The sequence below is a fragment of the Raoultella sp. T31 genome, from assembly GCF_002806725.1.
Lineage (GTDB): Bacteria > Pseudomonadota > Gammaproteobacteria > Enterobacterales > Enterobacteriaceae > Klebsiella > Klebsiella electrica.
In genome coordinates, this window is record NZ_PIBO01000001.1 from 187011 (window position 1) to 209931 (window position 22921).

The window sequence follows — 22921 nt, forward strand, 5'->3', positions numbered from 1 at the left end:
TGAAAACAGCAGACTAACGCGATTGGGGCCTGGAGGGGAGAAATAAACGCGGCGGAGGGCCCGCCGCGGGGAGTGTTACGGCGCCGATTTTTTAGCGGGTTCGGCGACAGCATCGTTGGCGGCTGGCTGAGTGCTGACGGCGGCAACGGGTTTTTCCACCTTATCGAGCGGGCGCGAGGCCGGCAGTGAATCGCACGGTTTCTCCTGCGGGCAGACAAGATCCAGCATTTTCAGCGTCACGCCGTTGGTCCAGCCGAAACCGTCCTGCAACGGATATTCACCGCCGCCGCCGCCGGTGCCCGTCGAGCTGACATCATACTTTTCGACCAGCTTTTGTTGACTGTCGTAGGTATGCTGGACATTGCTGAGAAAGCGCCAGCTCACCTCCATCGCCATTTTCTGCTGGCCGTAGTTTTGCAGCCCCTGGGCGGCAACCCACTGCAGCGGCGCCCAGCCGTTCGGCGCGTCCCACTGCTGACCGCTGTGCACGGTGGTGGTGGTTAATCCTCCGGGTTTTAGCAACTGCGATTGCACCGCACTGGCAACCTTCGCCGCCCGCTCGCGGGAAGCGGCGTTGACATACAGCGGGAACAGGGCCGCGGCGGTTAGCTGATTACGCACCTTATGGCTCTTGAGGTCATAATCGGCGTACCAGCCCGTTTTATCGTTCCACAGATATTTTTCCATGGCCTTCTGGCGGTCGTTGGCCAGGGCATCGTACTGCGCCGCTTTGGCGTTGTCGCCGTCGGCTTTGCTGGCGCGCGCGAGGGTTTTCTCCAGATGGAACATCAGGGCGTTGAGATCGACCGGTACGATGCTGGTGGTGCGGATGGTCCCCAGTTTTTGCGGATCATCCATCCAGCGCGAGCTGAAATCCCAGCCTGAGGCGGCGGCAGAACGCAGATCGCGATAGATCTCGGTTGCCGGACGATTTGGGTTGTTCTTCGCGGTGGTGACATCATCGAGCCACGATTCCGGACGCGGCGTATCGTTATCATCCCAGTAGCGGTTCAGCAGCGCGCCGTCTTCCATACGCACCACCCGCTGGTTGGCTTTTCCCGGTTCCAGCGTATCGGCGCCTTTCATCCAGTACTGGTACTCTTTTTCCAGCTGCGGCCGCCAGGTTTTCAACACCCGATCGCCATCATGGGTCGCGAGGAGCTCCACCATAAACGAGAAAAACGGCGGCTGCGAGCGGCTGAGATAGTAGCTGCGGTTGCCATTGGGGATGTGGCCCCAGGCATCGATCTCCGCCGCGAAATTGGTCACCATATCCTCAATTTTATCCCAGTGTCCGCTCTCCGCCAGGCCCAGCATGGTGAAGTAGCTATCCCAGTAATACACTTCACGGAAGCGACCGCCTGGCACCACGTAGGGTTTGGGCAGCGGCAGCAAAGAGTCCCACTTTTCGACCTCAACGGTACTGCGGGTCAGCACCGGCCACAGGCCGTCGATATGTTGACGCAGCGTCTGGCCCTTTGGCGGAACGTAGCGATCGTTGTCTTGCGGCAGGCTGAAGTTCAGCTCGACGAAATGGCGCAGGTCGAAGCTGGTCTGGTTTTTTTGCATGCGATAGTCGGCGAGGATCATCAGCGGGTCGCTATTGGGGATCGCATCGGCAAAGGTTTTCTGGTCGGGGAAGAGCCTGGCGCTTTGCACATCATTAAACAGCGGGCCGAGCATCACATCCGGGGATGGCGGCACGGGTCTGGTTTCCGCGGCCTGGGCGGTCAGCATCGATAAAGCGAAGATCGCGCCGCCGATCGCCAGATGTAAAGCGTAAGGCAATGTTGCGGGGCGACGTGAAACCGATCTCGTCATGGGGAATTCTCCTTATCATTTCAGACGGTCTTGCCACTGCGTTTGACCATCAGAAAACCTTAGACGAATATCCGTCATCCGGGGTGTTTCAGGTAACATTTTGCGTGAAAACAGACAATTTACCTGCTTGCACGGGCAGGCAAAGGCGAATAAAAGAGCCGTGGAAAGCGCCAGGTTAACGCGCTGCGCGGTTGAGCAAAGTTTGAGGAGAACGATGGGTGAATCGACGTCATTTTCTGCTGTTCAGCGTGGCATCGCTGTGGGCGGCGACACGTGTTGAGGCCAGCGGCCTGCGGGAGGAGGTGCTCCGTTTATGGCCAGAAGAACCGCCGGGCGGCGGCGGGCCTTCGGGAGCGCCGTGGCGCTCTGCGCGCGGCGCGCTCAGCCATATTGCCCGGCCGCAGCTGGCGGTGTGGCGACCGGCGGTACCTCGCGGTCATGGCGTGCTGGTTGCCGCCGGAGGCGGCTACCGACGCATCGAAATGGCGAAAGAGGCCTGGCCTGCCGCGCGCTGGCTGACGGCCCGCGGCTATACCGCCTACATCCTGAGCTACCGGCTTCCCGGCGAAGGGTGGGGCGCCGGGGCGCTGGCGCCGTTGCAAGACGCCCAGCGGGCGCTGCGGCTGATTCGCGCGCGGGAGAAACAGGTCAGTGTACTGGGGTTTTCCGCCGGTGGACATCTGCTGGGGATGGCCGCCTGCCGGGCCGATTTTGCTGCTTATTCGCCGCAGGATGCCCTCGATGACCACCCGGCGCGAGCCGATAAAGCCGCGCTGATTTATCCGATTATTTCGCTGATGTCGCCCTACAGCCATACCGCGACGCACCGGATGCTGGCGGGAGTCCACGCCTCACAGGCGGTTGACCGTGCCTGGTCGGTGCAGACCTATGTCAATTCGCAGACGCCGCCCTGCTTTCTGGCCCAGGCGGAGGACGATACGGTGTCCGATCCGCATAACACCCTGATCATGGCCGCCGCCTGTCGGCAGCATCAGGTCCCGGTTAGTCTCTATCGCTATGCCCGCGGCGGGCACGGTTTTGCCATGGGGCGCCCCGGTACCCCGACCGTCGAGTGGCCGGCGCATTACGCGCGCTGGCTGGACGGGATCTAACCCTGATGGCGCAGGCGCCCGGCATTTGCTTCATGGTGGTGCAAACCGGGCGTGGTACCGGCTATTGCGGGGATTATTTTTTTGCACAATAAAGCGGCGCGTTGCGCAGAATTGCACTCGTCTCTCGCCATCAGCTACCTGGCATAATAAATGCTTATCTCTTTGCGGGGTTACCCCAACGTGAGTATAACCGGAGGAGACGGCCATGATAAAAATAACGCTTCCTGACGGGCATTATTATGACGAGATGCTGACCGCGCAGGGACAGCAGCGTCACCACTATAACGCCTGGTGGCAATGGTTTCACAACACCGATCAATTCTCTATCCGGCAAAAGAAAGAGCAGGCGGAGCTGCTTTTTCACCGCATCGGCATCACCTTTAATGTGTATGGGGAAGATGAAGGTACCGAGCGCTTGATTCCGTTTGATAGCGTCCCGCGCATTATTCCCGGCGGAGAGTGGAAAAAGATCGATCGCGGTATTCGTCAGCGGGTCAAAGCGCTGAACGCTTTTTTGTACGATATCTACCACGAGCAAAACATCCTGCGCGCTGGCCTGATTCCGGCGGAGCAGGTACTGGCCAATGAACAATATCAGCCCTGCATGCAGGGAATAAACCTGCCCAATAATACCTATGCCCACATTACCGGCGTCGACATGGTGCGCAACAGCGACGGCCAGTATTACGTGCTGGAGGATAACCTGCGAACCCCATCAGGGGTCTCGTATATGCTGGAAAACCGCAAAATGATGATGCGTCTCTATCCGGAGATGTTTGAAAATCACCATATTGCGCCGGTCGAGCGCTATCCGGGCTATCTGCTGCAAACCCTGCGTGAAAGCTCCCCGGTGGACGATCCCTGCGTGGTGGTGATGACGCCGGGGCGTTTCAACAGCGCCTATTTCGAACACAGCTTCCTCGCCCAGCAGATGGGGGTTGAGCTGGTGGAAAGCGCCGATTTGTTTATTAAATCGGGCGCGGTCTACATGCGCACTACCGAAGGGCCGCGGCGGGTGGATGTGATTTACCGACGGGTTGATGACGCCTATCTCGACCCGCTGGCTTTTCGCGCCGACTCGATGCTCGGCGTGCCTGGCCTGCTGTCGGTGTATCGCGCCGGCGGCGTGGTACTGGCTAACGCGATTGGCACCGGCGTGGCGGACGATAAGTCGATCTACCCCTTCGTGCCGGAGATGATCCGTTTCTATCTTGGCGAGCAGCCGATACTGAACAACATTCCCACCTGGCAGTGTCGCAAGCCGGAGGATTTGCAGTACGTGCTGGGGAATCTGGAGAGGATGGTGGTCAAGGAAGTTCATGGCGCCGGGGGATACGGCATGCTGGTGGGGCCGCGCTCAACCAAAGAAGAGCGGGAGATGTTTCGCCAGCGTCTGTTGACCAATCCGGCTAACTATATCGGACAGGAGACCCTGGCGCTGTCAACCTGTCCGACTTTCGTGGAAGGGGGGCTGGCGCCGAGGCATATCGATTTACGTCCGTTTGTGCTCTCCGGCCAGGAGATTCGCCTGGTGCCCGGCGGCCTGACGCGGGTGGCGCTCACCGAAGGCTCGCTGGTGGTGAACTCATCGCAGGGCGGGGGCACCAAAGATACCTGGGTGATGGAGGATGATGAATCATGCTGAGTCGGACTGCGAGTGAACTTTTCTGGATGGCGCGCTACCTCGAGCGCGCGGAAAGCTATGCCCGGGTGCTTGATGTGACGTGGAAACTGTCGATGATTCCGCGGCACAGCCAGCAGTCGCGGGACCTGGCCTTGCCGCTCAATCTGTCCTTAACCCACGAACTGTTTCAGGCGCGACATGCGCGCTTCACCATGAGCAATTTGCTCAATTTCTTTGCGCTCGACGGCAACAACCCCTACAGCATATACAGCTGCGTGGAGATGGCCTGGAACAATGCGCATGCGGTTCGCGGTAGCCTGTCCGCCGAGGTGTGGGAGTGCATCAACGCCACGCGAATTGAACTGCGCCAGCTCCGCCAGCGGGGGATTAGCGAACTGGGCACCGACGGCTTTTTCGACTGGGTGAAGGAGCGGGTGCATCTGTTTCGCGGCGCGGTGCTGGGGACGCTGCTGCGCAATGACGCCCTGAGTTTTATCGGTATCGGCACCCTGATTGAACGGGCCTACGCCACCACGCAACTGCTGTTGATCAAGGATCAGCAGCTGAGTAACGATCCGGATTCGGTACGCGAATACTATCGGCTGGACACCTTGCTGAACGCGGTCAGCGCCCGCGAGGCCTACAACAGTATTTTTCGCCAGCCGGTGACCCGGGAGACGGTGATGGAACTGCTGATTTTGCGCAACGACGTGCCGCGCTCCCTGCGCGCCTGCATCTCCGATCTGGTTGGTCAACTGGAGCACATCGCCAACGACCGCTCGCACCTGCCGCTGCGCCTGGCACATCAGCTGAATGTCGATCTGCGTTTCAGCACCCGCGACGATCTGGCGGGCGCCGATTTACAAAGTTATCTCAACGGACTGCTGGCGCGTATTAATGCGCTGTCCGACAGCATCAGACAAACTTATCTGGAGGCGCTATGAAACTGGTCATCGATCACCTGACCCGCTATGGCTACGATGAAGAAGTGAAGTTTTCCACCCAGTACCTGCGCCTGACGCCGCGTAGCACCGGGCGGCAAATCATTACCTCCTGGACGCTGACCTTACCGGAGGGCGCGGCGGTGACGACCACCGACGCGTGGGGCAATGTCCTGCATGTGTTAACGCTCGACAATCCCCACAAAGAGATTGCCATCCGTGCCAGCGGGATCGTGGATATTGCCGAGGACAGCGAACAGAGCGATGTGGCGGAAGAGGAGCTGCTCTCGCCGCTGGTCTATTTACGCTGTACGCCGCTGACTCGCGCCGACGATCGGATCCGCGAGTTTGCCCATCGCCTGTATCGCCACGACGAGCCGGAGGAGAGCCTGAATCAATTGATGGCGGACCTGCTGCTGAGAATGCCATACTCACCGGGAGCCACGCAGGTGCAGGACTGCGCCGCAGACGCCTTTGCCAGGGCAAAAGGCGTCTGCCAGGATCACACGCACGTCTTCCTCGCCTGCTGTCGCGCGCTGGATATCCCGGCACGCTATGTCAGCGGCTATGTTTACAGCGATAATGCCCGGCATGTCGCGATGCACGCATGGGCAGAGGTGTGGGTGAATGGACGCTGGCAATCTTTTGATATCACCAATAATACCCGTCACCTGAACCAGCATCTGCGGCTGGCGACCGGGCTGGACTATCTTGACGCCTGCCCGGTACGCGGTACCCGGCTGGGCGGCGGCGGGGAAATAATGCTAACCAACGCTGAAGTGCGCGACCATTCGCAACAGGCACAACAGCAATAGAGCAGGAACAAATAACGATGACCTACTGTGTGGCCATGTGTTTAGCGGACGGACTCGTTTTCGCCTCAGACTCCCGTACCAACGCGGGAGTAGATCATATTGCGACCTTTAAAAAGCTCCATGTCTTCGCCGAGGAGGGGAAGCGCGTGATGGTGCTGCAGTCCGCGGGCAATCTGGCTACCACCCAGAGCGTCATAAGCCTGCTGAGTTCGCGGATTGCGACTCAGCAGGAGCCTAATCTGATGCAGGTCAGCTCGTTGTATGACGCGGCGATGCTGATCGGTAAAACGCTGCAGGAGGTGATTCAGCGCGACAGCAGCAATCAGCAGCACTGCGGCAACACCAATTTCAACTGCAACCTGCTGCTCGGCGGGCAGATTGCGGGGGAAACGCATCGCCTTTTCCATATCTACCCGGAAGGCAATTTTATTGAAGCCTCGTACGATACCCCTTATTTCCAGATTGGCGAGAGCAAATACGGCAAGCCGATTATCGACCGGGTGCTCAACCGGGAGACGCCGCTGGAGCAGGCGATGTGCTGCGCGCTGATCTCGATTGACTCCACGCTGCGCAGCAATCTCTCCGTTGGCCTGCCGCTGGACACGCTGCTGTACCGCAGCGGGAGTTTGAGCGGCGCCGGCCAGCATCGCATCACCGAAAGCGACCCGTACTTCAATACCATTCGCAAGGCGTGGTCGGAAGGGCTGCAAAACACATTCCTGACCCTGCCGCCCTATGCGCCGGGCAGCGAGCGCTCAGGTGCGGTCAGCGGTGAAAAATAGCGCCCCGGCGTCATGCCGGTCATGGTGCGGAAAAAGTAGATAAAGGCGCTGTCGCTGGCGAAATCCAGCGCCTGCGCGGTAGCGGTAATGCGCTCCCCGGTGGCCAGCAACTCCACCGCCTTCATCAGGCGCCACTGCTGCCGCCACTGCTGATAAGTCATGCCGGTATCGCGCCGAAAAATCCGGCTGATGGTCTTTTCGCTGGCTCCGCTGCGGGCGGCAAGCTGCTGCAGCATCGGCGGCAGCGCGTCGTCGGCGAGCGGCGCCAGACGCTTATCCTGAGGCAGGGCCAGCATCATTGGCTCCTGCGCCGCGCTGCATATTTCCGCCTCGCAAAGCGCGGCGAGGTGCCAGCCGGTCCCGGTCCGCCAGTCACTTTCCCACGGGCTGGCGGCGATTCGCTCCAGCAGTTCGCGCAGCAGCGGGCCAACGTTAAGGATCGCCGAATGCCGCGGGAGGGCAGGATAGTGGGTCGGGTGAAACCACACCGAGCGATAGTCGACGATGCTTTTCATCTGCGCACGATGGTCCATACCGGCCGGTATCCAGGCCGCCCGGGTAGGCGGCAGCAGGCACAGCAGCGTGCCGTTGTCGAGAGTCAGTCGCACGCAGCCCTGACGAGTAAACAGTAGCTGGCCCATCTGGTGCCGGATGCTGTCGGCGTTCGGTGCGGCAACGGGATCGGTGGTGAGCCAGACGATACTGCGGGACCGGTTTAACGGTCGCCAGCTTGCCGCGCTTTTCTCAATGGCGGGCCTCGCGCTGGCGGTCAGCCCGGCGGCAGGCATTTACCTCGGCGGAGCCATCGTCGCCAGCTGGGGAATGCACGGTGTGTTGACGGCCCTCGCGCTGCTGGCCGCGGTGTTACTGTTGCTGTGTTGTTGGCTGCTGCCGGAAACTCGTCCGCCGCAGCCTGTTCACACCGCCTTTTTACCGCTGTTACGCCGGATGGCGACGGATAAGCAACTGGCCCTGGCGGTTTTGCTGGTGACGGCCTTCAACGTCAGCCTGTTCAGCTATTACAGCCTGGCGCCGTTCATCTTCGCGCAACTGCGTCAGGGGAGCGTGATTTTTGGTTACAGCGGTCTGGCGCTGGCCATCGGGTCGTTGGCCGGGGCATTGTGCAATCGCTGGCTGCTGCGCAAAGCCATCGCGGAAGCGGCAATATTGCTGTTCGCCTGCCTGATACAGTTGATAAGCAGCATCGCGCTGTTTTGCCTGCGGGACACGCTGCTGTTTCTGTTGCCGATGATCGGCATCACCTTCGCCTACGCCATGGCTATCCCGCTGGTGCTCGGCACGGCGCTGAGCGCCTATGGTCACTGTCGGGGAACCGCCGGGGCTATCTTCGGCCTCGCTTATTATGTGCTGATTGGCCTCGGGCTGGCGGCGGTGGGATGGGGGCAATCGCTGGCGGGGGCGCTGATGGCGTGCGCCTGCGTAAGCGGCATCGCCGGGTTACGCTACCGCTGCTGTTTGCGCGACATGCGGGCGGACTAACCCGCCCGCATGGCTTAGCGCGTTGACGCCAGTCGTTCGCCGCTGACGGCATCGAAGAGATGGATTTTCTCGCGTCGTACCGCCAGCGGCAAGGGCTGACGGAGAGTCGCCTCGAGACGCCCGGCGACCTGGACGTGGATCGGGAAACCCTGCCAGTCGAGATGCAGCAGCGTAGACTCGCCGGTGACCTCGACAATATTGACGATCCCCGGCAGCCCTTCGCCAGCAGGCTGAATATCTTGCGGACGCAGACCAACAATCACCGGCGCCTGACCCTGCTGCATCGCCGCCGGATACCAGCGTTCAGGCAGGGCCAGCCACAGTTCGCCGCACTGCACGCCGGGCTGACCATCGCGCTGCTGAATCTTCCCCTCCAGCAGATTCATCGGCGGGGAGCCGATAAAACGCGCCACGAAGGTGTTGCAGGGGCTATCGTATATCTCCAGCGGCGCCCCCTGCTGCACGATCACGCCATCGCGCATCACCACTATCTGGTCGGCAAGCGTCATGGCTTCCACCTGATCGTGGGTGACGTAAATCATGGTGGTGTTAAAGCGCTGGTGCAGGGATTTGATCTCGGCCCGCAGTTCCATACGTAGCTGGGCATCGAGGTTGGAGAGCGGCTCATCGAACAGAAAGACCTGCGGATTACGCACCATCGCCCGACCCATGGCCACGCGCTGACGCTGGCCGCCGGAGAGCGCGCGCGGATAGCGGCCGAGCAGCTTATCGATCCCCAGCATACTGGCGATGTGCTGAACCTTGTTTTTCTGCGTCGTCTTGTCGACTTTTTTGACCTGCATATGGAAGGCGAGGTTTTCCGCCACCGTCAGATGGGGGTAGAGCGCGTAGCTCTGAAAAACCATGGCGACATCGCGGTCCGCGGGATCGAGATCGTTGATCGGGCGGTTGTTCATCAATATCGTTCCCGCGGACAGGCTTTCCAGCCCGGCCAGCAGGCGCAGCAGCGTTGATTTCCCGCAGCCGGATGGCCCCACCAGCACCGTAAAGCTGCCGTCCGGAATGGTCAAGTCCAGCGGATGCAGCACCGTCTGTTTACCGTACTGTTTGGCGACGTTTAGCAGTTCAACGCTGGCCATAGTCGACCTCCTCGATGTGGTGTTGCAAGGTTCGCCAGTCCGGATAGCGACGCGGGGATGAACCGATCGCGTACGCGGCCACGGCGTTGCCCCAACGTAACGCCTGTGAGACCGACTGGCCGTTTAACAAACCGGCAAGAAACCCGGCATTAAAACTGTCTCCGGCGCCGATGGTGTCGATGACCTCGACCGGTTTCACCGGCGCGTGATGCCCCTGGTCTGCCGTCCACCACCAGGCGCCCCCGGCACCGCATTTGACAATACAGCCGCCCCGGCCGCTGAGACGCGCCGCCAGGCTGCGGGCCGCTGCCGGGAGAGCGTCCTGGTTCGCAAGGCCAAGCGTTTCGACCTCATTGAGCAGCAGCCAGTCGCAATCGCCGAGCCAGCGGTGGGTCGCCTCACGCAGCGCGCGGTCCCAGTTGTGCGGCGGCCAGCCGGTATCGACCGCCACCTGAAAACCGCGTTCGCGCAGGGTCGCCAGCAGACGCGGATAGTCCGGCAGCAGCGCGGTGCATAAGAAGGTGCCGCAGAGCAGCAGAATATCGCCGGGCGTCGCCCTGGTCGGGAGCTGAGCCAGAATATCCTCGGCGGACAGGCGGGTGATATGTCCGTAGTTGCTGAGAAACGAACGTTCTTTGTCGGGATGGGTCACCGCCACCGTCAGCGAAGTCTCGCAGGGATACTGCGGCCAGCGTTCGGCGCTACCGGGAAAGCGGGCCGCCAGCCAGGCGCTAAAGGCATCGTCTCCCTGGCAGCCGACGGCGCAGTGGGGGATCTGCATGGCCGCGGCCGCCAGCGCGCAGTTGCCCGCGGAACCACCGGGGCGCAGCGCGCTGTGTTCCAGCATCACCTCGGTGCCGGGAGCTGGCCAGTGCGCAAGGGTCCCCATAATGAGGTCAATATTGTAATTACCTGCGATATAGAGCACAGGCGCGGTGAGCGTTTGCATAGTTATCCCTTACTTCCACCGTGAGTGAGGCCGCTGACCAGCGTTTTTTGTAGCCAGATGGCGATAAACAGCGGCGGGACCGAGGCGAAGATGCCGACTGCCGCCACCAGTCCATCGTCAGTGGCGCGCCCGGCGGTAAATCCGGCAATGGTGACCGGCAGCGTCTGGGCGGCAATGTTGCTGGTAAACAGCAGCGCATAGAAAAACTCATCCCACGCCAGCAGCCAGCCGAACAGCGCCGATGCTCCCAGCATCGGTTTTGCCAGTGGCAGAGTGATACGCAGCAGCACCTGCCAGACCCGCAGACCGTCGAGCCTGGCGGCCTGCTCAATGTCCTGCGGCAGCGCGTCGAACTGATTTTTCACCATCCAGGTGAGAAACGGCATAATCAGAGAACAGTAAACCAGTACCAGCCCGCTGCGGGTATTCAGCAGCCCGAAGTGTTCGAGGATAAAATAGAGCGGCAGTACGAAGGCCACCGGCGGCACCATATAGATACCGAGCCCGGCATACAGCCAGCCGTCGCGCCCGGGGTAGCGCGAGAAGCTGAAGGCGGCGGGCACCGCTAGCAGCAGCGACACCAGCGTCGCCCCCGCGGCAACCAGCAGGCTGTTGCGCAGGGCGGGGAGAAACAGCGCGCCGGGCTCGCCGGGCTGCAATGACAGCAGACGGGCGTAGCGGCTGAAGTCCCACTGACGCGGCAGCCACTCCAGCGGCACCCGGGTCAGATCGGCCGTGGCGCTGACGCTCATCAAAAAGAGCCACGCCATCGGGGCCAGTATCGACAGCGCGACCAGCAGGGCCGCCAGGTAGCGCAGCAGAATACGCAGTTTACGCTTCATAATCAGTGCTCCGGCGGCGCTGACGAAGCAGCATAAACAGATACAGGACGATCAGCAGGGCGCACATCAGGGTCATCAGGATGGCGTACGCTGCGCCGCTGCCCGCCCGCAGATAGCTAAAGGACTCCTGGTAGACGAAGAAACTCAGCGTGCGGGTACTGTCCAGCGGCCCGCCGCGGGTCATCACATAGATAATATCGAAGACCTTAAACGCGTCGATGGTGCGCAGGATCAGGGCCACGCCGAGCGGGGCGGCGATTGCCGGGAAGGTAATGGCGCGAAACCGCCGCCACGACGAAGCGCCGTCAAGGCGGGCTGCTTCGTATAAATCCTCCGGAATGGATTGCAGCGCGGCCAGCACCAGCAGGGTCACCAGCGGATAGTTCTTCCAGATGTCCGCCAGCATCACCGCATTGAGTGCCGAGTCCGGCGACCCCAGCCAGCTGCGATAACCGTCGATAATGCCCCATTGACTGAGCAAAGCGTTAATACTGCCGTAGTCCGGGTTGAAGTTGAGCCGCCACATCATCGCGTTAACGATAGTCGGCAGCGCCCAGGGCAAAATGACCAGCACCCGCAGGAGAGTGCGTCCGACAAATTGCTGATTGAGCAACAGCGCCACCAACACGCCGATAACCCCTTCAATGGCGACGGAGACCACGGTGAAATAGAGCGTGCGGGCGAAGGCGGCGCGAAAATCCGGGTCGGTTAACGCATACAGATAGTTATCCAGCCAGAGGTAATTGGTCGCATCGCCATTGCCCACCAGCGCGGTGTCGGTAAAACTCAGCCACAGGGTGCGCGCCAGTGGCCAGGCCGTCAGCAGGAACATCACGATCAGCATGGGTGCCAGCAGCACCCATGCCTGACGCTGTTCGCGTTGTTGCAAACTCAGCATCAAATGTCCTTAACGCAGGCGCGCCGCGCTTTTGTCGACGGCTTGCATCGCGGCGTCCGGGGCGGCTTTACCTTGCAAGACCGCCTGAAGCTGCTGCTGTAACGCGTTGGAGAGTCGCGAGTAGTCCGCGGTTTCCGGGCGCGAAAGCATTACGTTCAGCGATTTATCCGCTGCGGCGATCAGGCTCTCCTGGCCTTTCGCCACGGCCGGGTCCTGGTAGGAGGATTTCCACACCGGCAGGCTCAGCTTCGCGTATTTATCCTGCACCGGTTGCGAGGTCAGATAGTGGATATACTGCCACGCCTGCTCCGGATGCTGGCTGGCTTTGGCAATACCTAACCCCATTGACCCGTTCACCGCCCCGGGTTTGTCCGGCGTATCGCCGGGTGCCGGCATAATGCCGACATCGCCCGCCACCTTACTTTGTTTCGGGTCGTTGGCCATGTTGTACATATAGGTCCAGTTCAGGGCAAATGCCGCGTCGCCGTTGGAGAAGGCCTTGCGCACATCCTCTTCCAGATATTCGCGCGAGGCCGGATTGCTCAACCCGTCATCCAGCGATTTCTTCATCAGCGTGACCGCTTTCAACGACGCCGGGGTGGAAAAATCCAGTTTGCCATTCTGATAAAACTGTCCGCCAAATCCGGAGACGAGGGTGGTGTAGTCGCACACCAGCGCTTCTGCCTGCGACCAGCTCCACACCAGCGGGTATTTAACGATGCCTTTATCCTTGATGATTCTGGCGTCATCCAGCACCTGTTGCCAGGTGGTCGGCAGCTGCTTGATCCCGGCTTTGTCCAGCATCGCTTTGTTGTAGTAAAGATACTTGGTGTCGAGGATCCACGGCATACCCAGCGTTTTACCTTTGTAAACCACGGTATTCATGGCGCCGGGGAAGATTTTCTCCCGTTCGGCGGCGGGAATACGTGCCGAGACATCCTGCAGCAGATCGAAGTGGCTAAATTCGGCAGGCCAGATGGCATCGAACAGCACCACGTCGTAGCCGTTGCCGCCGGCGCCACGCGCAGCAACGATTTTGTCATGCAACGCTTCGTAGGGGACGAACTCAAGGTTGATTTTGATATCCGGGTTTTGTTTTTCGAAGTCGGTGGTCATGGCACGAATGTCATTTTCGCTGTACGCCGCCTGGGTCATAAACAGGGCGTTAACCTGAGTGGTGGCTGCCGCCGCACTCCCGCTGATGACCAGCATAGCCAGCAGACCGGCTTTAACCCGCAATGCACTGTAGTCGTTCATGTTGCTCTCCGCGGTACTAAAAAGAGGAATATGATTTATTAAATCAATTTGATTGATTTAATCGGGGCGACAATACATCCCAAACGTCATTCGTGGCCCTTAGCCTAAGCGTAGCAAAGCTTGTGCCACCCGAAAGGTGGGAGGAGAATGTCGTTGCGCGAATTGTGACGCGGGCTAGAATTGCAGCATGATGCGACCAGGAAGGGACAGAATGAAAACCTCGGGAACCAACCTTGAACATGCGCGTGTACACAACCGGCGGGTGGTGATTGAGGCCGTGCGTCTGCACGGTACATTAACCCGGGCGGAGCTGGCGCGAATTACCGCGCTGACGCCGCAAACGGTCTCCAATATTGTCGCCGAGCTACAGCAGATGGCGCTGCTCACCAGTCATGAACCGCGCCGCGCGGCAGGGCGCGGTCAGCCGGCGGTGCCGGTGAGTCTTAACCCCGCCAGCGCATGGTCAATCGGGATCCATCTTGACCATCAAACCTTAATCATCGTGCTGGTGGATCTCACCGGCGAGATCCATTTCCGTCGGCTCATTCTGGTGCAAAAGCCCCAACCTGGTGCCACCTTTGCCCGCATTGCCGGGGTGGTGCAGGAGATGAAAGCGCTACCCGGGCTCGACTGGAGCCGGGTGCTGGGCATTGGCGTGGTGATGCCGGGGCCGTTTGGCGTGGAGGGCATTTCATCGACCGGGCCGACCACTCTCAACGGCTGGGAAGGGGTGGATGTGGCGTCGGAACTGGAGCGGATAAGCGGTCTGCCGGTCACTCTGGAAAATGACGCCACGGTAGCGGCTATCGGCGAGCGCTTCCACGGCGTGGCGCGCCAGCTGCATTCGTTTGTTTATCTGTATATCGGCACCGGGCTCGGCGCCGGGATTTTCGCCGACGGCCATATTTATACCGGCCACGCCCACAATGCCGGAGAGGTCGGGCATATCGTGGTGCAACCGGGAGGACGTCCCTGTTACTGCGGCAACCAGGGCTGCCTTGAACGCTACGTTTCCCTACAGGCGGCCTATGAGTTTTGCGGCCTCGACCCCTACCGGGCGCTGCCCGAGGATCTGCTGGCGGTGGAGGCGTCGCTGTTCGATAGCTGGGTGGAGACGGCGTTACCGCCGCTGCGCCAGGCCATTAATATGCTGGAGTGCGTGTTCGATGCGCAAACGGTGGTGGTCGGCGGGATGATGCCCGCGCCGCTGCTGGAGAAAGTGCTGGCCCGTCTGCCGCCGCTGTATCAGTCGGTGCGCGGGCGCTATCTCCCGGCCATGCGGGTGAAAATGGGGATGACGGGCACCGACACCGCCGCCCTCGGCGCTGCCGCACTGCCGATCTTCGATGAGTTTAACCCGCAGTTTCAGGCCTTGATGAAGTAGGCCCACCGCGGACATGCAAAAGAGCGTCGGCGGGGGCTCATCGTTAGCGGACAACGCGCTTAAAGGCGTTGATTCACGCTTTCGCCAGCGGCAGGTTGTGGATCTGCAGCACCGCTCTGGCGGCTTCCTGGCCCTTTTTGACGAAATGCTGGCTGTAAAAATCGATGAACTCGTCGGCAGGCTGGAAGTTGTGCGGCGTCAGGGAGACGGAGAACATCGGGACTTCTGTCGCCAGCTGGGCCTGCATCAGACCGCTGACCACGGCCTGGGCGACGAAGTCATGGCGATAGATGCCGCCATCGACCACCAGCGCGGCGCACACGATGGCATCATAGCGTCCGCTTTTTGCCAGCTTCTGAGCCAGAAGCGGCATTTCAAATGCGCCAGGGACATCCCAGCTGTCGAGTGAATAATCAACCTGCTGACGCTCCAGCTCTTGCTGAAAACCGCTCTGCGCCTGGCTGACGATGTCACTGTGCCAGTTGGCTTTGATAAAGGCGACGTTTAACGATGACATGACATACTCCTGTAAAATGACCGCATCAGGCGAGTCTAATTATGTTGACCTTCAGGTCTTATACTCCGCGAGCAATTTCAGGCGCCCACCGGGCGATACTGTCAATCGGTCGGTTCATGCGCGTTTGCACGGAGCTCAGGTCCGATCTCATCAGCCAAAAGCGCTGCCGCATTCAGCAGCGGTTCGGCGGTGATCCGGCCGTTAACATTATACTGTAATGTCATGAGACGATAGCCGTTTTTATCCGCCGCGCGCAGCGGAACATGCCGTCACGGGCCTGCGGGCGGCGCGTCCATAGCATGCGGGCAGCTCGCGCGACTCTGCCGGGTGGAAAAATAGCCGCATCGCCATTTTCTGGCAAAGCTAAGTGATTTAAATACTTTGTGATTTTCCGCGTTTTCTCACATCTTCTGGAGGAAAAAGTGACGCGGAGAGAGTACCGGTAGCGATGACACAGCACTCGTCGAAGTATCTGCATCAGCAGCAGCGGGAGCTGATTCGCCAGCTTTCCCGCCGCTGGCTGTGGCGCAGCGAATTACCCACCTGACTAGTCATTATTGCGGTTTACAGCGGCTGGTTTATGACCCTGGCCTACTGGCGGACGCTGGGGCTGTTTCCGGCGACCGTGCTGCTTATCTGGTTTACCGCCTGGTATATGTCGTTGCAGCATGAGCTGATCCACGACCACCCGACGCCCTGGCGGTGGTGTAATCAGCTGCTGGGCACGCTACCGCTGGCGGTGTGGTATCCCTACGGGCTGTATCGCGACTCGCACCTGGCGCACCACCATAACGACCGGCTGACGCTGCCGGTGGATGACCCCGAATCGTACTATTTTAGCGCCGAAAGCTGGCGCCGTTTCTCGCCCTGGCAGCGTAAAGTGATACATCTGCGCAATACGTTTTTCGGCCGTCTGCTGCTGGCACCGCTGCTGGATATTGTGCAGACGCTGGTCAGCGCGGTGAACGCCTTTCGCCAGCGGCAGGGGAGAGCGATGGTGATGTGGCTGGTGCACGGCGGGTTGCTGGCCGCGCTCCTGACGTGGATGGCGCACTGTGATTTTTCGCCGCTCTATTTCGTGGTGGTCATCAGCTACCCGGCGCTGGCGCTGACCAAAATTCGCGCCTTCTTCGAACATCGGGCCGCTGACGAGCCGCTGGCGCGATCGGTGATCAATGAGGCCGGGCTGCTGTGGCGAGTGCTGTTTCTGAATCTTAACTACCACTCCGTGCATCATGATCTGCCCGGCGTGCCGTGGTACGGTCTGAGAAAAATCTATCTGCTGGAGCGGGGACGCTACCAGCAGCGTAACCACGGGTTCGTGGTGCGCGGCTATGGCGAGTGGCTGCGTGCCTTTTTCTTCAGCGCGGTGGCGGTTAATGCCCATCCGGGGATCGGGAAGGCCCCGCAGGCAGGAAAGCGTGATGAGTCATAGCGTGAATTTGCCGATGTATGCGGTTCACCCGCTGGAGAATCAGGCGTTAGAAGCCGCGGTGCGGGAGCTGTTGCTCGCCCGGGGCATTGCCGTGAGTTCGCCATTGACGCCGTCGGGGGACTTACTCTCGCACTGGCGTCAGCCGGATCTGCTGCTGAGCCAGACCTGCGGCTATCCGCTGGTGACTTTGCTGCCGCAGGTGCAGACGGTAGGCTGTTTTCACTATTCGGCACCCGGTTGCGCAGGGATTGAGTACCGTAGCCTGCTGGTGGCCCGTGCGGCGGATAATGCGCGGCAGCTCGCCGATTTTCGCGGACGGCGGGCAATCTGCAATGCGTCCGATTCGCAGTCCGGCTACAACGTCTTCCTGAAAATGGTGGCGCCGCTGGCTCACGAGGGACGTTTTTTTGCCGCGGTCAATTTTAGCGGCAGCCACCGGCAGTCGCTGATCGGCTTACAGCAGGGGGCGGGCGATATTGCCGCCATTGATTGCGTGAGCTGGGCGCTGCTGGCGCGTCACGAGCCTGCCGTGCTCGACGGCTTGCGCGTTATCGGCCAGACGCCATCGGCGCCGGGGCTGCCGCTGATTACCGGTCCGCAAACGTCAGCGCAAACCCTGGCCGGTTTGCGCGCGGCGCTGCGACAGCTGGTCAGCGACGCACGATATCGGGAGCGCTGCGAGGCGTAGTTTATCTGCGGTTTCAGCCCGGTGTCCCGGGATCCCTATTCCCGGCTGCTGGCGTGGCGCGAAGAGGCGCGCCAACAGGGCGTGACGCAACTCTGAAACACCGGACCGGACAAGGCGGCGCGTGCGTTGCCGATCCGCAGCGCGGTGCGAATGCCGTCCAACCCTGCCTCCGATGATCCGGCCTGTACCAGCAGCGGATGGCCCTGCGGCACCCGTTCGCCGGCGTGAGATTCAGAACGGACTGTCGTTACGTGCGGTGACGGGCTCGCCGCTAACAGGATGGACAAAATGCAGTTCGCTGGCATGCAACATGAGCCGCGGTGCGTGCGCGCTGCCCGGCCACGTCAGACCGCCGTAGAGATCGCAGCCCAGAATCGGGTGCCCCAGTAACTGGCAGTGGATACGCAACTGATGGGTGCGCCCGGTTTCCGGGAACAGCTGTACCCGGCTCAGCGGCAGCAGAGTCCCCTCTGCGCCTTCGCGGGAGAGACGCTCAGTCACCCGGTAGCGGGAGCGGGCGGGCTTGCCGTTGATGGCGCAAATCGTCATCCGCGGAAAGCGCGCCGGATCTTTGGCAATGGGGGCATCGATCTCGCCTTCATCCTCACGCAGATGCCCGCACAGCAGGGCGCTGTAAACCTTAGTCACCGAACGCTGGCTGAACTGATGACTCAGCGCTGCATTGATCGCTTTATTTTTTGCCACCACCATCAGCCCGGAGGTGCCAAAATCCAGGCGGTGAACGAGGGTACAGCCGGGAAATTGCTGCGCCAGCCGATAATGCACCGAGTCGAGATTCTGCGGATTTTTCCCCGACAGGCTGAGCAGCCCGGCGGGCTTATTGATCAGCAGCAGGTGCTCGTCCTGATAAATGATCCCGATAGGTTGGTGACAGGGCGGAGCAATAAACGTATCGACGATGGTGGACATGAGCAGGCGTCTGAAAAGGGTGGGGGCGGATGATAGCGAATTTTCCGCCCGCTGGCGATCGCGGCGATGCGCAGGAGGAGGAATATCGGGGCTGCTCCTGCTGTATCGCGTAATGAACGCCGTCTTCACCGACGCGCGCTACGGCTTTATTGGCTCAAGAGTGCGGCGGAGATAAGGCGCCTTCCAGCGCTTTGAACTGCTGCCAGCTGACCTCATCAATTTCAATACCGTGCTGCAGACGAAATTGCCGCTGCCGTTGCTCCGCCTCGCCGGGCAGCAGCAGCTCGTCGTCGTCACGCGATGTGCGGGTCCATGCCAGCATGTCGGCCACCGCCTCGGCGTAGCGCTCGCCCGCGCCGAGCAGGGACGGCTCGAAGACGATCGACAGCATATTGTTGATGATACCGGGCCCGGCGGGGGGCGGGGCGCTTTCGCTTTCGCCGCCGGTCAACGCCGCGCCGAGCAGGCTGCAAATGAGCGCCAGGCCGGAACCTTTATGGCCACCGAAGGCCAGCAGCGCGCCGAGAGGCTCCTGCATCAGCCAGCGCGGATCGCGGGTCGGGTTGCCAGCGCTATCCACGGCGCAGCCCGGCGGCAGCTCCCGTCCCGTGTTCCAGGCGATCCGCGCTTTGTTGCCGGCTATGGTACTGGTCGCGAAATCAAGCACCAAAGGCGGCCTGCCGGCGACAGGAATACCGACGCAGAAAGGGTTGGTGCCCAGGCGCGGACGCCGACCGTTGAACGGCAGCACCACCGAGCGGGTGCCGACGTTAGCGAAGTGTAAGGATACCAGTCCCGCCGCCGCCGCTTGTTCCGCCCAGGCGCCGATACGCCCGAGATGATGGGTCTGCGCCAGTCCCATAATGCACACGCCAAACTGTCGCACCCGCAAAATGGCCTGTTCCATCGCCAGTCGACCGGTCAGTTGACCAAAACCGTTGCCGCCGTGAAACGAGATGACTGGCCCGGCATCGCGCAGCAGCTGCGGGGTGGCCTGCGGATCGAGTTCTCCGGCGCGAATGGCCTCGATATAGCGGGGAATAAGCGTCACCCCATGTGAGTCATGGCCTTGCAGCGACGACTCGACAAGATTATCCGCTACTTCATCGGCAACCGCTGTTGCTACCCCGGCGTCCTGCAGGCGCTGGCGTAAATAGCGACGCAGCTCATCATGATTAAAAACCGGCATCACCGCTCCCTGTTTTTTCCACTCAATAATATGAGCGGCAAACTATAGCGCCGTTTATTTCTTAACATAACGACAGAAACTGACTTTATATATCTGGAAAACGCATAGTGATAACCGGGTGTTAATTCCTGACATAAAAATAGAGTTGAATGTCATTTTACTGTTATCAGCAGACGTGCGGGAATAATATATAGCAATAAATAATTTATTAATCCCTGGAAATGACGGCAGGATAAATCGTCTTTTTAAATACGCCTCAGAACCAGATGGCGAACGGTGGATTGATTATTGACGGGAGCTTAAATGAATTTACGGCAAGGCAGCAGGAACGCTTATCGAGGGAAACGGTCGGCAACGGCTTTATTCCTGTTCAGTACCCTGCTGGCGGCGACCGCTGCCAGGGCAGAGGGCACCATCGGTATTGCCCAGCAATATGGCATTGGCTATCTGATTCTCGATGTGGTGAGAGATAATCAGCTCATCGAAAAGCAGGGTAAGGCGCAAGGGCTGGATATCAAAGTCGAGTGGCGAACGCTTTCCGGGGCCACCGGACTTAATGAGGGGCTGCTTTCCGGCGCGCTGGACGTGGTGGCCGCTGGCGTTCCGCCCGCGCTGACGCTGTGGGACCGCACCCGCGGCAAGCAGAATGTGAAAGCGATTGCGGCTCTGGGATCGATGCCGAACTACCTGCTGAGTAACAATCCGGCGGTGCACAGCGTCAAGGATCTGAGCAGCAAAGACCGTATCGCGGTTCCTGCCGCCGGCGTGGGTTTTCAGTCGCGGACCCTGCAGATAGAGACCGCGCGACTGTTTGGCAACGCTGACTATAAGCGCTTCGATACTATTACGGTTAGTCTCCCGCATCCGGACGCCAGCGCGGCGTTAATCGGCGGGAAATCGGAAATTAGCGCCCATTTCTCCAGTCCACCTTTTCAGTATCAGGCGCTTGAACATGCCGGTATTCATAAAATATTAAGTTCTTATGATGTATTAGGCGGGCCGGGAACCTTTAATTTGCTCTATACCACGCAAAAGTTTCATGATGATAATCCCAAAACCTATCGCGCTTTTTTCGCCGCCTTAGCGGAAGCGGAGACAATCATAAAAGCAGATAAGGCCGGAGCCGCCCAATCCTATATTCGGGTGGAGCAGTCTAAGCTCCCGGCGGCGTTTATCGAAAAAATGATCGCGGACCCGGAAAATAACTTTACCATTACCCCCCAGCGGACGTTTGTCTATGCCGACAAGTTGTATCAGCTGGGAATACTGAAACACAAAGCCGAATCCTGGAAAGATTATTTCTTCAGCGAAGCGCATACCCTGCCGGGGAGTTGATATGTCTGAACTATCCGCCGCATTACCGTCGCCTCTGCTGCGCGTTGAGGGCGTTAATCTGCAATACCGCACCCGCGAGCGGCTGGTGCAGGCCACCCATGACGTCAGTTTTGAGGTCTGGCCAGGTGACCGGTTTGTGCTGCTTGGGCCGTCCGGCTGCGGCAAATCCAGTTTACTGAAAGCCATCGGCGGTTTTTTACCCCCGGTCTCCGGGGCGATCCGCCTGGCGGGAGAAACGGTGAATCGTCCCGGCCCCGACCGGATGATGGTTTTTCAGGAGTTTGACCAACTGCCGCCGTGGAAAACGGTGGCAGAAAACATTGCCTTCCCGCTGATCGCCAGCCGTCGGGCGGGGCGAGCGGAGGCGATGGAGCGTGCGGAATACTTTCTGCATAAGGTGGGGCTCGGCGCGTTTCGCCATGCCTATCCCAATACGCTCTCCGGAGGGATGAAGCAGCGGGTCGCCATTGCGCGTGCGCTGGCGCTGCATCCCCAGGTTTTGCTGATGGACGAACCCTTTGCCGCCCTCGATGCGCTGACCCGGCGCAAAATGCAGGAGGAGCTGTTGAGCCTGTGGGAAGAGGTGCGGTTTACGCTGCTCTTTGTCACCCATTCCATCGAAGAGGCGCTGATCGTCGGCAGCCGGGTGCTGCTGCTGTCGCCGCATCCCGGGCGGGTGAAGGCTGAGCTGAACTGTCATCAGTACACTCTGGCGGACGCCGGTGGGGAAGGGTTCCAGGCCGACGTCGCGCGGATCCACGATCTGTTATTTCCGTCCCCGGCATCACCCGAGGTCGGCGCAAAGCATCATCACTCAGGGAGTCAGTATGAGCAACCTACCTCCTGTCCGGCCTGAATATCAGCGCGAGCTGCCGCCGCTGGAGAATTTCACGCTGGCCGAACCGCTGCCGCTGCTCGCGCGTCTGGGAAATCAGGCGTGGCTGCGTAAATCCCTGCTGCTGGTGGTGCTGATCGCCCTATGGGAAGGGGCGGCGCGCTGGCAAAACAATGACCTGATGTTCCCCGGTTTCTGGCAAACCTTTACCGCTCTGCAGGAGGATATCGCGAGCGGCGAGCTGCTCCGCCGGGCGTGGTTGTCAATCTCCCTGCTGCTAAAAGGCTATCTGCTGGGCACGCTTCTGGCGCTGCTTATCAGCGCGCTGGCTATCTCGACGCGTATCGGGCGGGATTTACTCAGCACCCTGACGGCGATGTTTAACCCGCTTCCCGCCATCGCGCTGCTGCCGCTGTCGCTGCTGTGGTTTGGCCTGGGCAACGCCAGCCTGGTGTTTGTGATAGTTCATTCGGTTATCTGGCCCATGGCGCTGAATACCTGGTCTGGCTTTATGAGCGTGCCGGAGACGCTGAAAATGACCGGGCGTAATTATGGATTAACAGGATGGCGCTACGTGCTGTGGATCCTGATCCCCGCCGCGCTGCCGGCGCTGCTCTCGGGGCTGAAAATCGGCTGGGCCTTTGCCTGGCGGACGCTGATTGCGGCGGAGCTGGTGTTTGGCGCGTCGAGCGGCAGCGGCGGGCTCGGGTGGTACATTTTTCAGAACCGCAATGAGATGTATACCGACCGGGTGTTTGCCGGGCTGGTAATGGTCACCGCCATTGGCCTGCTGGTTGAAGGACTGGTGTTTGCGACCGTGGAAAGGCTAACGACCAAACGCTGGGGCATGCAGAACTAGTGCCGGAATAAGAGGGAGAAGAACGCGAATGGTGGCGATGAAAGTGCCGGAAAATTATCTGCAGCAAGGCGGGGGCGATTGCCAAAGAGGGGAATAGGTTGCGCCGCG

20 protein-coding genes and 2 pseudogenes are annotated in these 22921 nt (G+C 60.3%); 12 read left to right on the forward strand and 10 right to left on the reverse strand.

Annotated elements, in window-relative coordinates:
• Positions 1-75 precede the first annotated feature (75 nt).
• The gene (locus CWM52_RS00935) at positions 76-1821 is read right to left on the reverse strand and encodes an alpha,alpha-trehalase (protein WP_100682378.1); all 1746 of its coding nucleotides are present in this window, start codon (positions 1819-1821) and stop codon (positions 76-78) included.
• A 218-nt stretch (positions 1822-2039) separates the two neighbouring features.
• Between CWM52_RS00935 and CWM52_RS00940 the strand changes: the two genes are divergently transcribed.
• The 5 genes from CWM52_RS00940 (at position 2040) to CWM52_RS00960 (ending at position 7095) form a co-directional block, all read left to right on the forward strand.
• Entirely contained in the window at positions 2040-2933 is an 894-nt protein-coding gene (locus CWM52_RS00940; protein ID WP_100682379.1) for an alpha/beta hydrolase, read from the forward strand.
• Between the two features lie 205 nt (positions 2934-3138).
• Entirely contained in the window at positions 3139-4578 is a 1440-nt protein-coding gene (locus CWM52_RS00945) for a circularly permuted type 2 ATP-grasp protein (protein ID WP_100682380.1), read from the forward strand.
• Positions 4572-5501: an alpha-E domain-containing protein gene (locus CWM52_RS00950; protein WP_100682381.1), complete on the forward strand. Its 930-nt coding sequence runs from the start codon at positions 4572-4574 to the stop codon at positions 5499-5501. The genes CWM52_RS00945 and CWM52_RS00950 overlap by 7 nt, the downstream gene beginning before the upstream one ends.
• A complete protein-coding gene (locus CWM52_RS00955; protein ID WP_100682382.1) occupies positions 5498-6313 on the forward strand; it encodes a transglutaminase family protein in 816 nt (271 codons plus the stop codon). The genes CWM52_RS00950 and CWM52_RS00955 overlap by 4 nt, the downstream gene beginning before the upstream one ends.
• 17 nt (positions 6314-6330) lie before the next feature.
• Positions 6331-7095: a proteasome-type protease gene (locus CWM52_RS00960; protein WP_100682383.1), complete on the forward strand. Its 765-nt coding sequence runs from the start codon at positions 6331-6333 to the stop codon at positions 7093-7095.
• Here the strand turns inward: CWM52_RS00960 and CWM52_RS00965 are convergent.
• A pseudogene (locus CWM52_RS00965) lies at positions 7047-7745 on the reverse strand (AraC family transcriptional regulator); the annotation flags it as partial. The gene CWM52_RS00960 and the pseudogene CWM52_RS00965 overlap by 49 nt on opposite strands.
• 1 nt (position 7746) lies before the next feature.
• Here CWM52_RS00965 and CWM52_RS00970 point away from each other — a divergent pair.
• Positions 7747-8595 (forward strand): MFS transporter, encoded by an 849-nt coding sequence (locus CWM52_RS00970; protein ID WP_227521248.1) that lies wholly within the window; start codon positions 7747-7749, stop codon positions 8593-8595.
• Between the two features lie 14 nt (positions 8596-8609).
• On the opposite strand, the gene CWM52_RS00975 is transcribed toward CWM52_RS00970, so the two are convergent.
• The 5 genes from CWM52_RS00975 to CWM52_RS00995 are packed head-to-tail and all read right to left on the reverse strand — an operon-like array spanning position 8610 to position 13641.
• Positions 8610-9695 carry an ABC transporter ATP-binding protein gene (locus CWM52_RS00975; RefSeq protein WP_100682384.1) on the reverse strand — a complete coding sequence of 362 codons (1086 nt, stop codon included), beginning with the start codon at positions 9693-9695 and terminating at the stop codon, positions 8610-8612.
• Positions 9682-10644, reverse strand: coding sequence for a carbohydrate kinase family protein (locus CWM52_RS00980; protein WP_100682385.1), 963 nt, complete (start codon positions 10642-10644; stop codon positions 9682-9684). The genes CWM52_RS00975 and CWM52_RS00980 overlap by 14 nt, the downstream gene beginning before the upstream one ends.
• A 2-nt stretch (positions 10645-10646) precedes the next feature.
• Positions 10647-11486 carry a carbohydrate ABC transporter permease gene (locus CWM52_RS00985; protein ID WP_100682386.1) on the reverse strand — a complete coding sequence of 280 codons (840 nt, stop codon included), beginning with the start codon at positions 11484-11486 and terminating at the stop codon, positions 10647-10649.
• The gene (locus CWM52_RS00990; RefSeq protein ID WP_100682387.1) at positions 11476-12384 is read right to left on the reverse strand and encodes a carbohydrate ABC transporter permease; all 909 of its coding nucleotides are present in this window, start codon (positions 12382-12384) and stop codon (positions 11476-11478) included. The genes CWM52_RS00985 and CWM52_RS00990 overlap by 11 nt, the downstream gene beginning before the upstream one ends.
• Positions 12385-12393: 9 nt before the next feature.
• Positions 12394-13641, reverse strand: coding sequence for an extracellular solute-binding protein (locus CWM52_RS00995; RefSeq protein ID WP_100682388.1), 1248 nt, complete (start codon positions 13639-13641; stop codon positions 12394-12396).
• 211 nt (positions 13642-13852) lie between these two features.
• Here CWM52_RS00995 and CWM52_RS01000 point away from each other — a divergent pair, with 211 nt between their 5' ends.
• Complete coding sequence (locus CWM52_RS01000) at positions 13853-15025, forward strand: ROK family transcriptional regulator (protein WP_100682389.1); 1173 nt, start codon at positions 13853-13855, stop codon at positions 15023-15025.
• Between the two features lie 73 nt (positions 15026-15098).
• On the opposite strand, the gene CWM52_RS01005 is transcribed toward CWM52_RS01000, so the two are convergent.
• On the reverse strand, positions 15099-15542 hold the full coding sequence (locus CWM52_RS01005; RefSeq protein ID WP_100682390.1) for a 6,7-dimethyl-8-ribityllumazine synthase: 444 nt from the start codon (positions 15540-15542) through the stop codon (positions 15099-15101).
• Between the two features lie 580 nt (positions 15543-16122).
• Between CWM52_RS01005 and CWM52_RS01010 the strand changes: the two genes are divergently transcribed.
• Both CWM52_RS01010 and CWM52_RS01015 read left to right on the forward strand, forming a co-directional pair.
• Positions 16123-16977: a fatty acid desaturase gene (locus tag CWM52_RS01010; RefSeq protein ID WP_227521249.1), complete on the forward strand. Its 855-nt coding sequence runs from the start codon at positions 16123-16125 to the stop codon at positions 16975-16977.
• A pseudogene (locus CWM52_RS01015) lies at positions 16967-17761 on the forward strand (phosphate/phosphite/phosphonate ABC transporter substrate-binding protein). The gene CWM52_RS01010 and the pseudogene CWM52_RS01015 overlap by 11 nt, the downstream one beginning before the upstream one ends.
• Positions 17762-17896: 135 nt before the next feature.
• On the opposite strand, the gene CWM52_RS01020 reads toward CWM52_RS01015, so the two are convergent.
• Positions 17897-18595 (reverse strand): RluA family pseudouridine synthase, encoded by a 699-nt coding sequence (locus CWM52_RS01020; protein ID WP_100682391.1) that lies wholly within the window; start codon positions 18593-18595, stop codon positions 17897-17899.
• 154 nt (positions 18596-18749) lie between these two features.
• Positions 18750-19784, reverse strand: coding sequence for a malate/lactate/ureidoglycolate dehydrogenase (locus CWM52_RS01025; protein WP_100682392.1), 1035 nt, complete (start codon positions 19782-19784; stop codon positions 18750-18752).
• Between the two features lie 303 nt (positions 19785-20087).
• On the opposite strand from CWM52_RS01025, the gene CWM52_RS01030 reads away from it, so the two are divergent.
• From CWM52_RS01030 to CWM52_RS01040, 3 genes are read left to right on the forward strand one after another with little or no spacing between them, the layout of a single operon-like run.
• Positions 20088-21119 carry an ABC transporter substrate-binding protein gene (locus tag CWM52_RS01030; protein ID WP_100682393.1) on the forward strand — a complete coding sequence of 344 codons (1032 nt, stop codon included), beginning with the start codon at positions 20088-20090 and terminating at the stop codon, positions 21117-21119.
• A 1-nt stretch (position 21120) separates the two neighbouring features.
• Positions 21121-21975 (forward strand): ABC transporter ATP-binding protein, encoded by an 855-nt coding sequence (locus CWM52_RS01035; RefSeq protein ID WP_100682394.1) that lies wholly within the window; start codon positions 21121-21123, stop codon positions 21973-21975.
• The gene (locus tag CWM52_RS01040; protein ID WP_100682395.1) at positions 21947-22813 is read left to right on the forward strand and encodes an ABC transporter permease; all 867 of its coding nucleotides are present in this window, start codon (positions 21947-21949) and stop codon (positions 22811-22813) included. Before CWM52_RS01035 ends, CWM52_RS01040 begins: the two co-directional genes overlap by 29 nt.
• Positions 22814-22921 lie beyond the last annotated feature (108 nt).

Excerpts from the sequence above, each read along its gene's own strand:
- CWM52_RS01040 (WP_100682395.1), top strand. The coding sequence starts at position 21,947 with ATGAGCAACCTACCTCCTGTCCGGCCTGAATATCAGCGCGAGCTGCCG.
- CWM52_RS01030 (WP_100682393.1), top strand. The coding sequence starts at position 20,088 with ATGAATTTACGGCAAGGCAGCAGGAACGCTTATCGAGGGAAACGGTCG.
- CWM52_RS00935 (WP_100682378.1), bottom strand. The coding sequence starts at position 1,821 with ATGACGAGATCGGTTTCACGTCGCCCCGCAACATTGCCTTACGCTTTA.
- CWM52_RS01020 (WP_100682391.1), bottom strand. The coding sequence starts at position 18,595 with ATGTCCACCATCGTCGATACGTTTATTGCTCCGCCCTGTCACCAACCT.
- CWM52_RS00950 (WP_100682381.1), top strand. The coding sequence starts at position 4,572 with ATGCTGAGTCGGACTGCGAGTGAACTTTTCTGGATGGCGCGCTACCTC.
- CWM52_RS01000 (WP_100682389.1), top strand. The coding sequence starts at position 13,853 with ATGAAAACCTCGGGAACCAACCTTGAACATGCGCGTGTACACAACCGG.
- CWM52_RS01005 (WP_100682390.1), bottom strand. The coding sequence starts at position 15,542 with ATGTCATCGTTAAACGTCGCCTTTATCAAAGCCAACTGGCACAGTGAC.
- CWM52_RS01010 (WP_227521249.1), top strand. The coding sequence starts at position 16,123 with ATGACCCTGGCCTACTGGCGGACGCTGGGGCTGTTTCCGGCGACCGTG.
- CWM52_RS00990 (WP_100682387.1), bottom strand. The coding sequence starts at position 12,384 with ATGCTGAGTTTGCAACAACGCGAACAGCGTCAGGCATGGGTGCTGCTG.
- CWM52_RS00975 (WP_100682384.1), bottom strand. The coding sequence starts at position 9,695 with ATGGCCAGCGTTGAACTGCTAAACGTCGCCAAACAGTACGGTAAACAG.
- CWM52_RS01035 (WP_100682394.1), top strand. The coding sequence starts at position 21,121 with ATGTCTGAACTATCCGCCGCATTACCGTCGCCTCTGCTGCGCGTTGAG.
- CWM52_RS00995 (WP_100682388.1), bottom strand. The coding sequence starts at position 13,641 with ATGAACGACTACAGTGCATTGCGGGTTAAAGCCGGTCTGCTGGCTATG.
- CWM52_RS01025 (WP_100682392.1), bottom strand. The coding sequence starts at position 19,784 with ATGCCGGTTTTTAATCATGATGAGCTGCGTCGCTATTTACGCCAGCGC.
- CWM52_RS00980 (WP_100682385.1), bottom strand. The coding sequence starts at position 10,644 with ATGCAAACGCTCACCGCGCCTGTGCTCTATATCGCAGGTAATTACAAT.
- CWM52_RS00985 (WP_100682386.1), bottom strand. The coding sequence starts at position 11,486 with ATGAAGCGTAAACTGCGTATTCTGCTGCGCTACCTGGCGGCCCTGCTG.
- CWM52_RS00960 (WP_100682383.1), top strand. The coding sequence starts at position 6,331 with ATGACCTACTGTGTGGCCATGTGTTTAGCGGACGGACTCGTTTTCGCC.
- CWM52_RS00945 (WP_100682380.1), top strand. The coding sequence starts at position 3,139 with ATGATAAAAATAACGCTTCCTGACGGGCATTATTATGACGAGATGCTG.
- CWM52_RS00970 (WP_227521248.1), top strand. The coding sequence starts at position 7,747 with ATGCTGTCGGCGTTCGGTGCGGCAACGGGATCGGTGGTGAGCCAGACG.
- CWM52_RS00955 (WP_100682382.1), top strand. The coding sequence starts at position 5,498 with ATGAAACTGGTCATCGATCACCTGACCCGCTATGGCTACGATGAAGAA.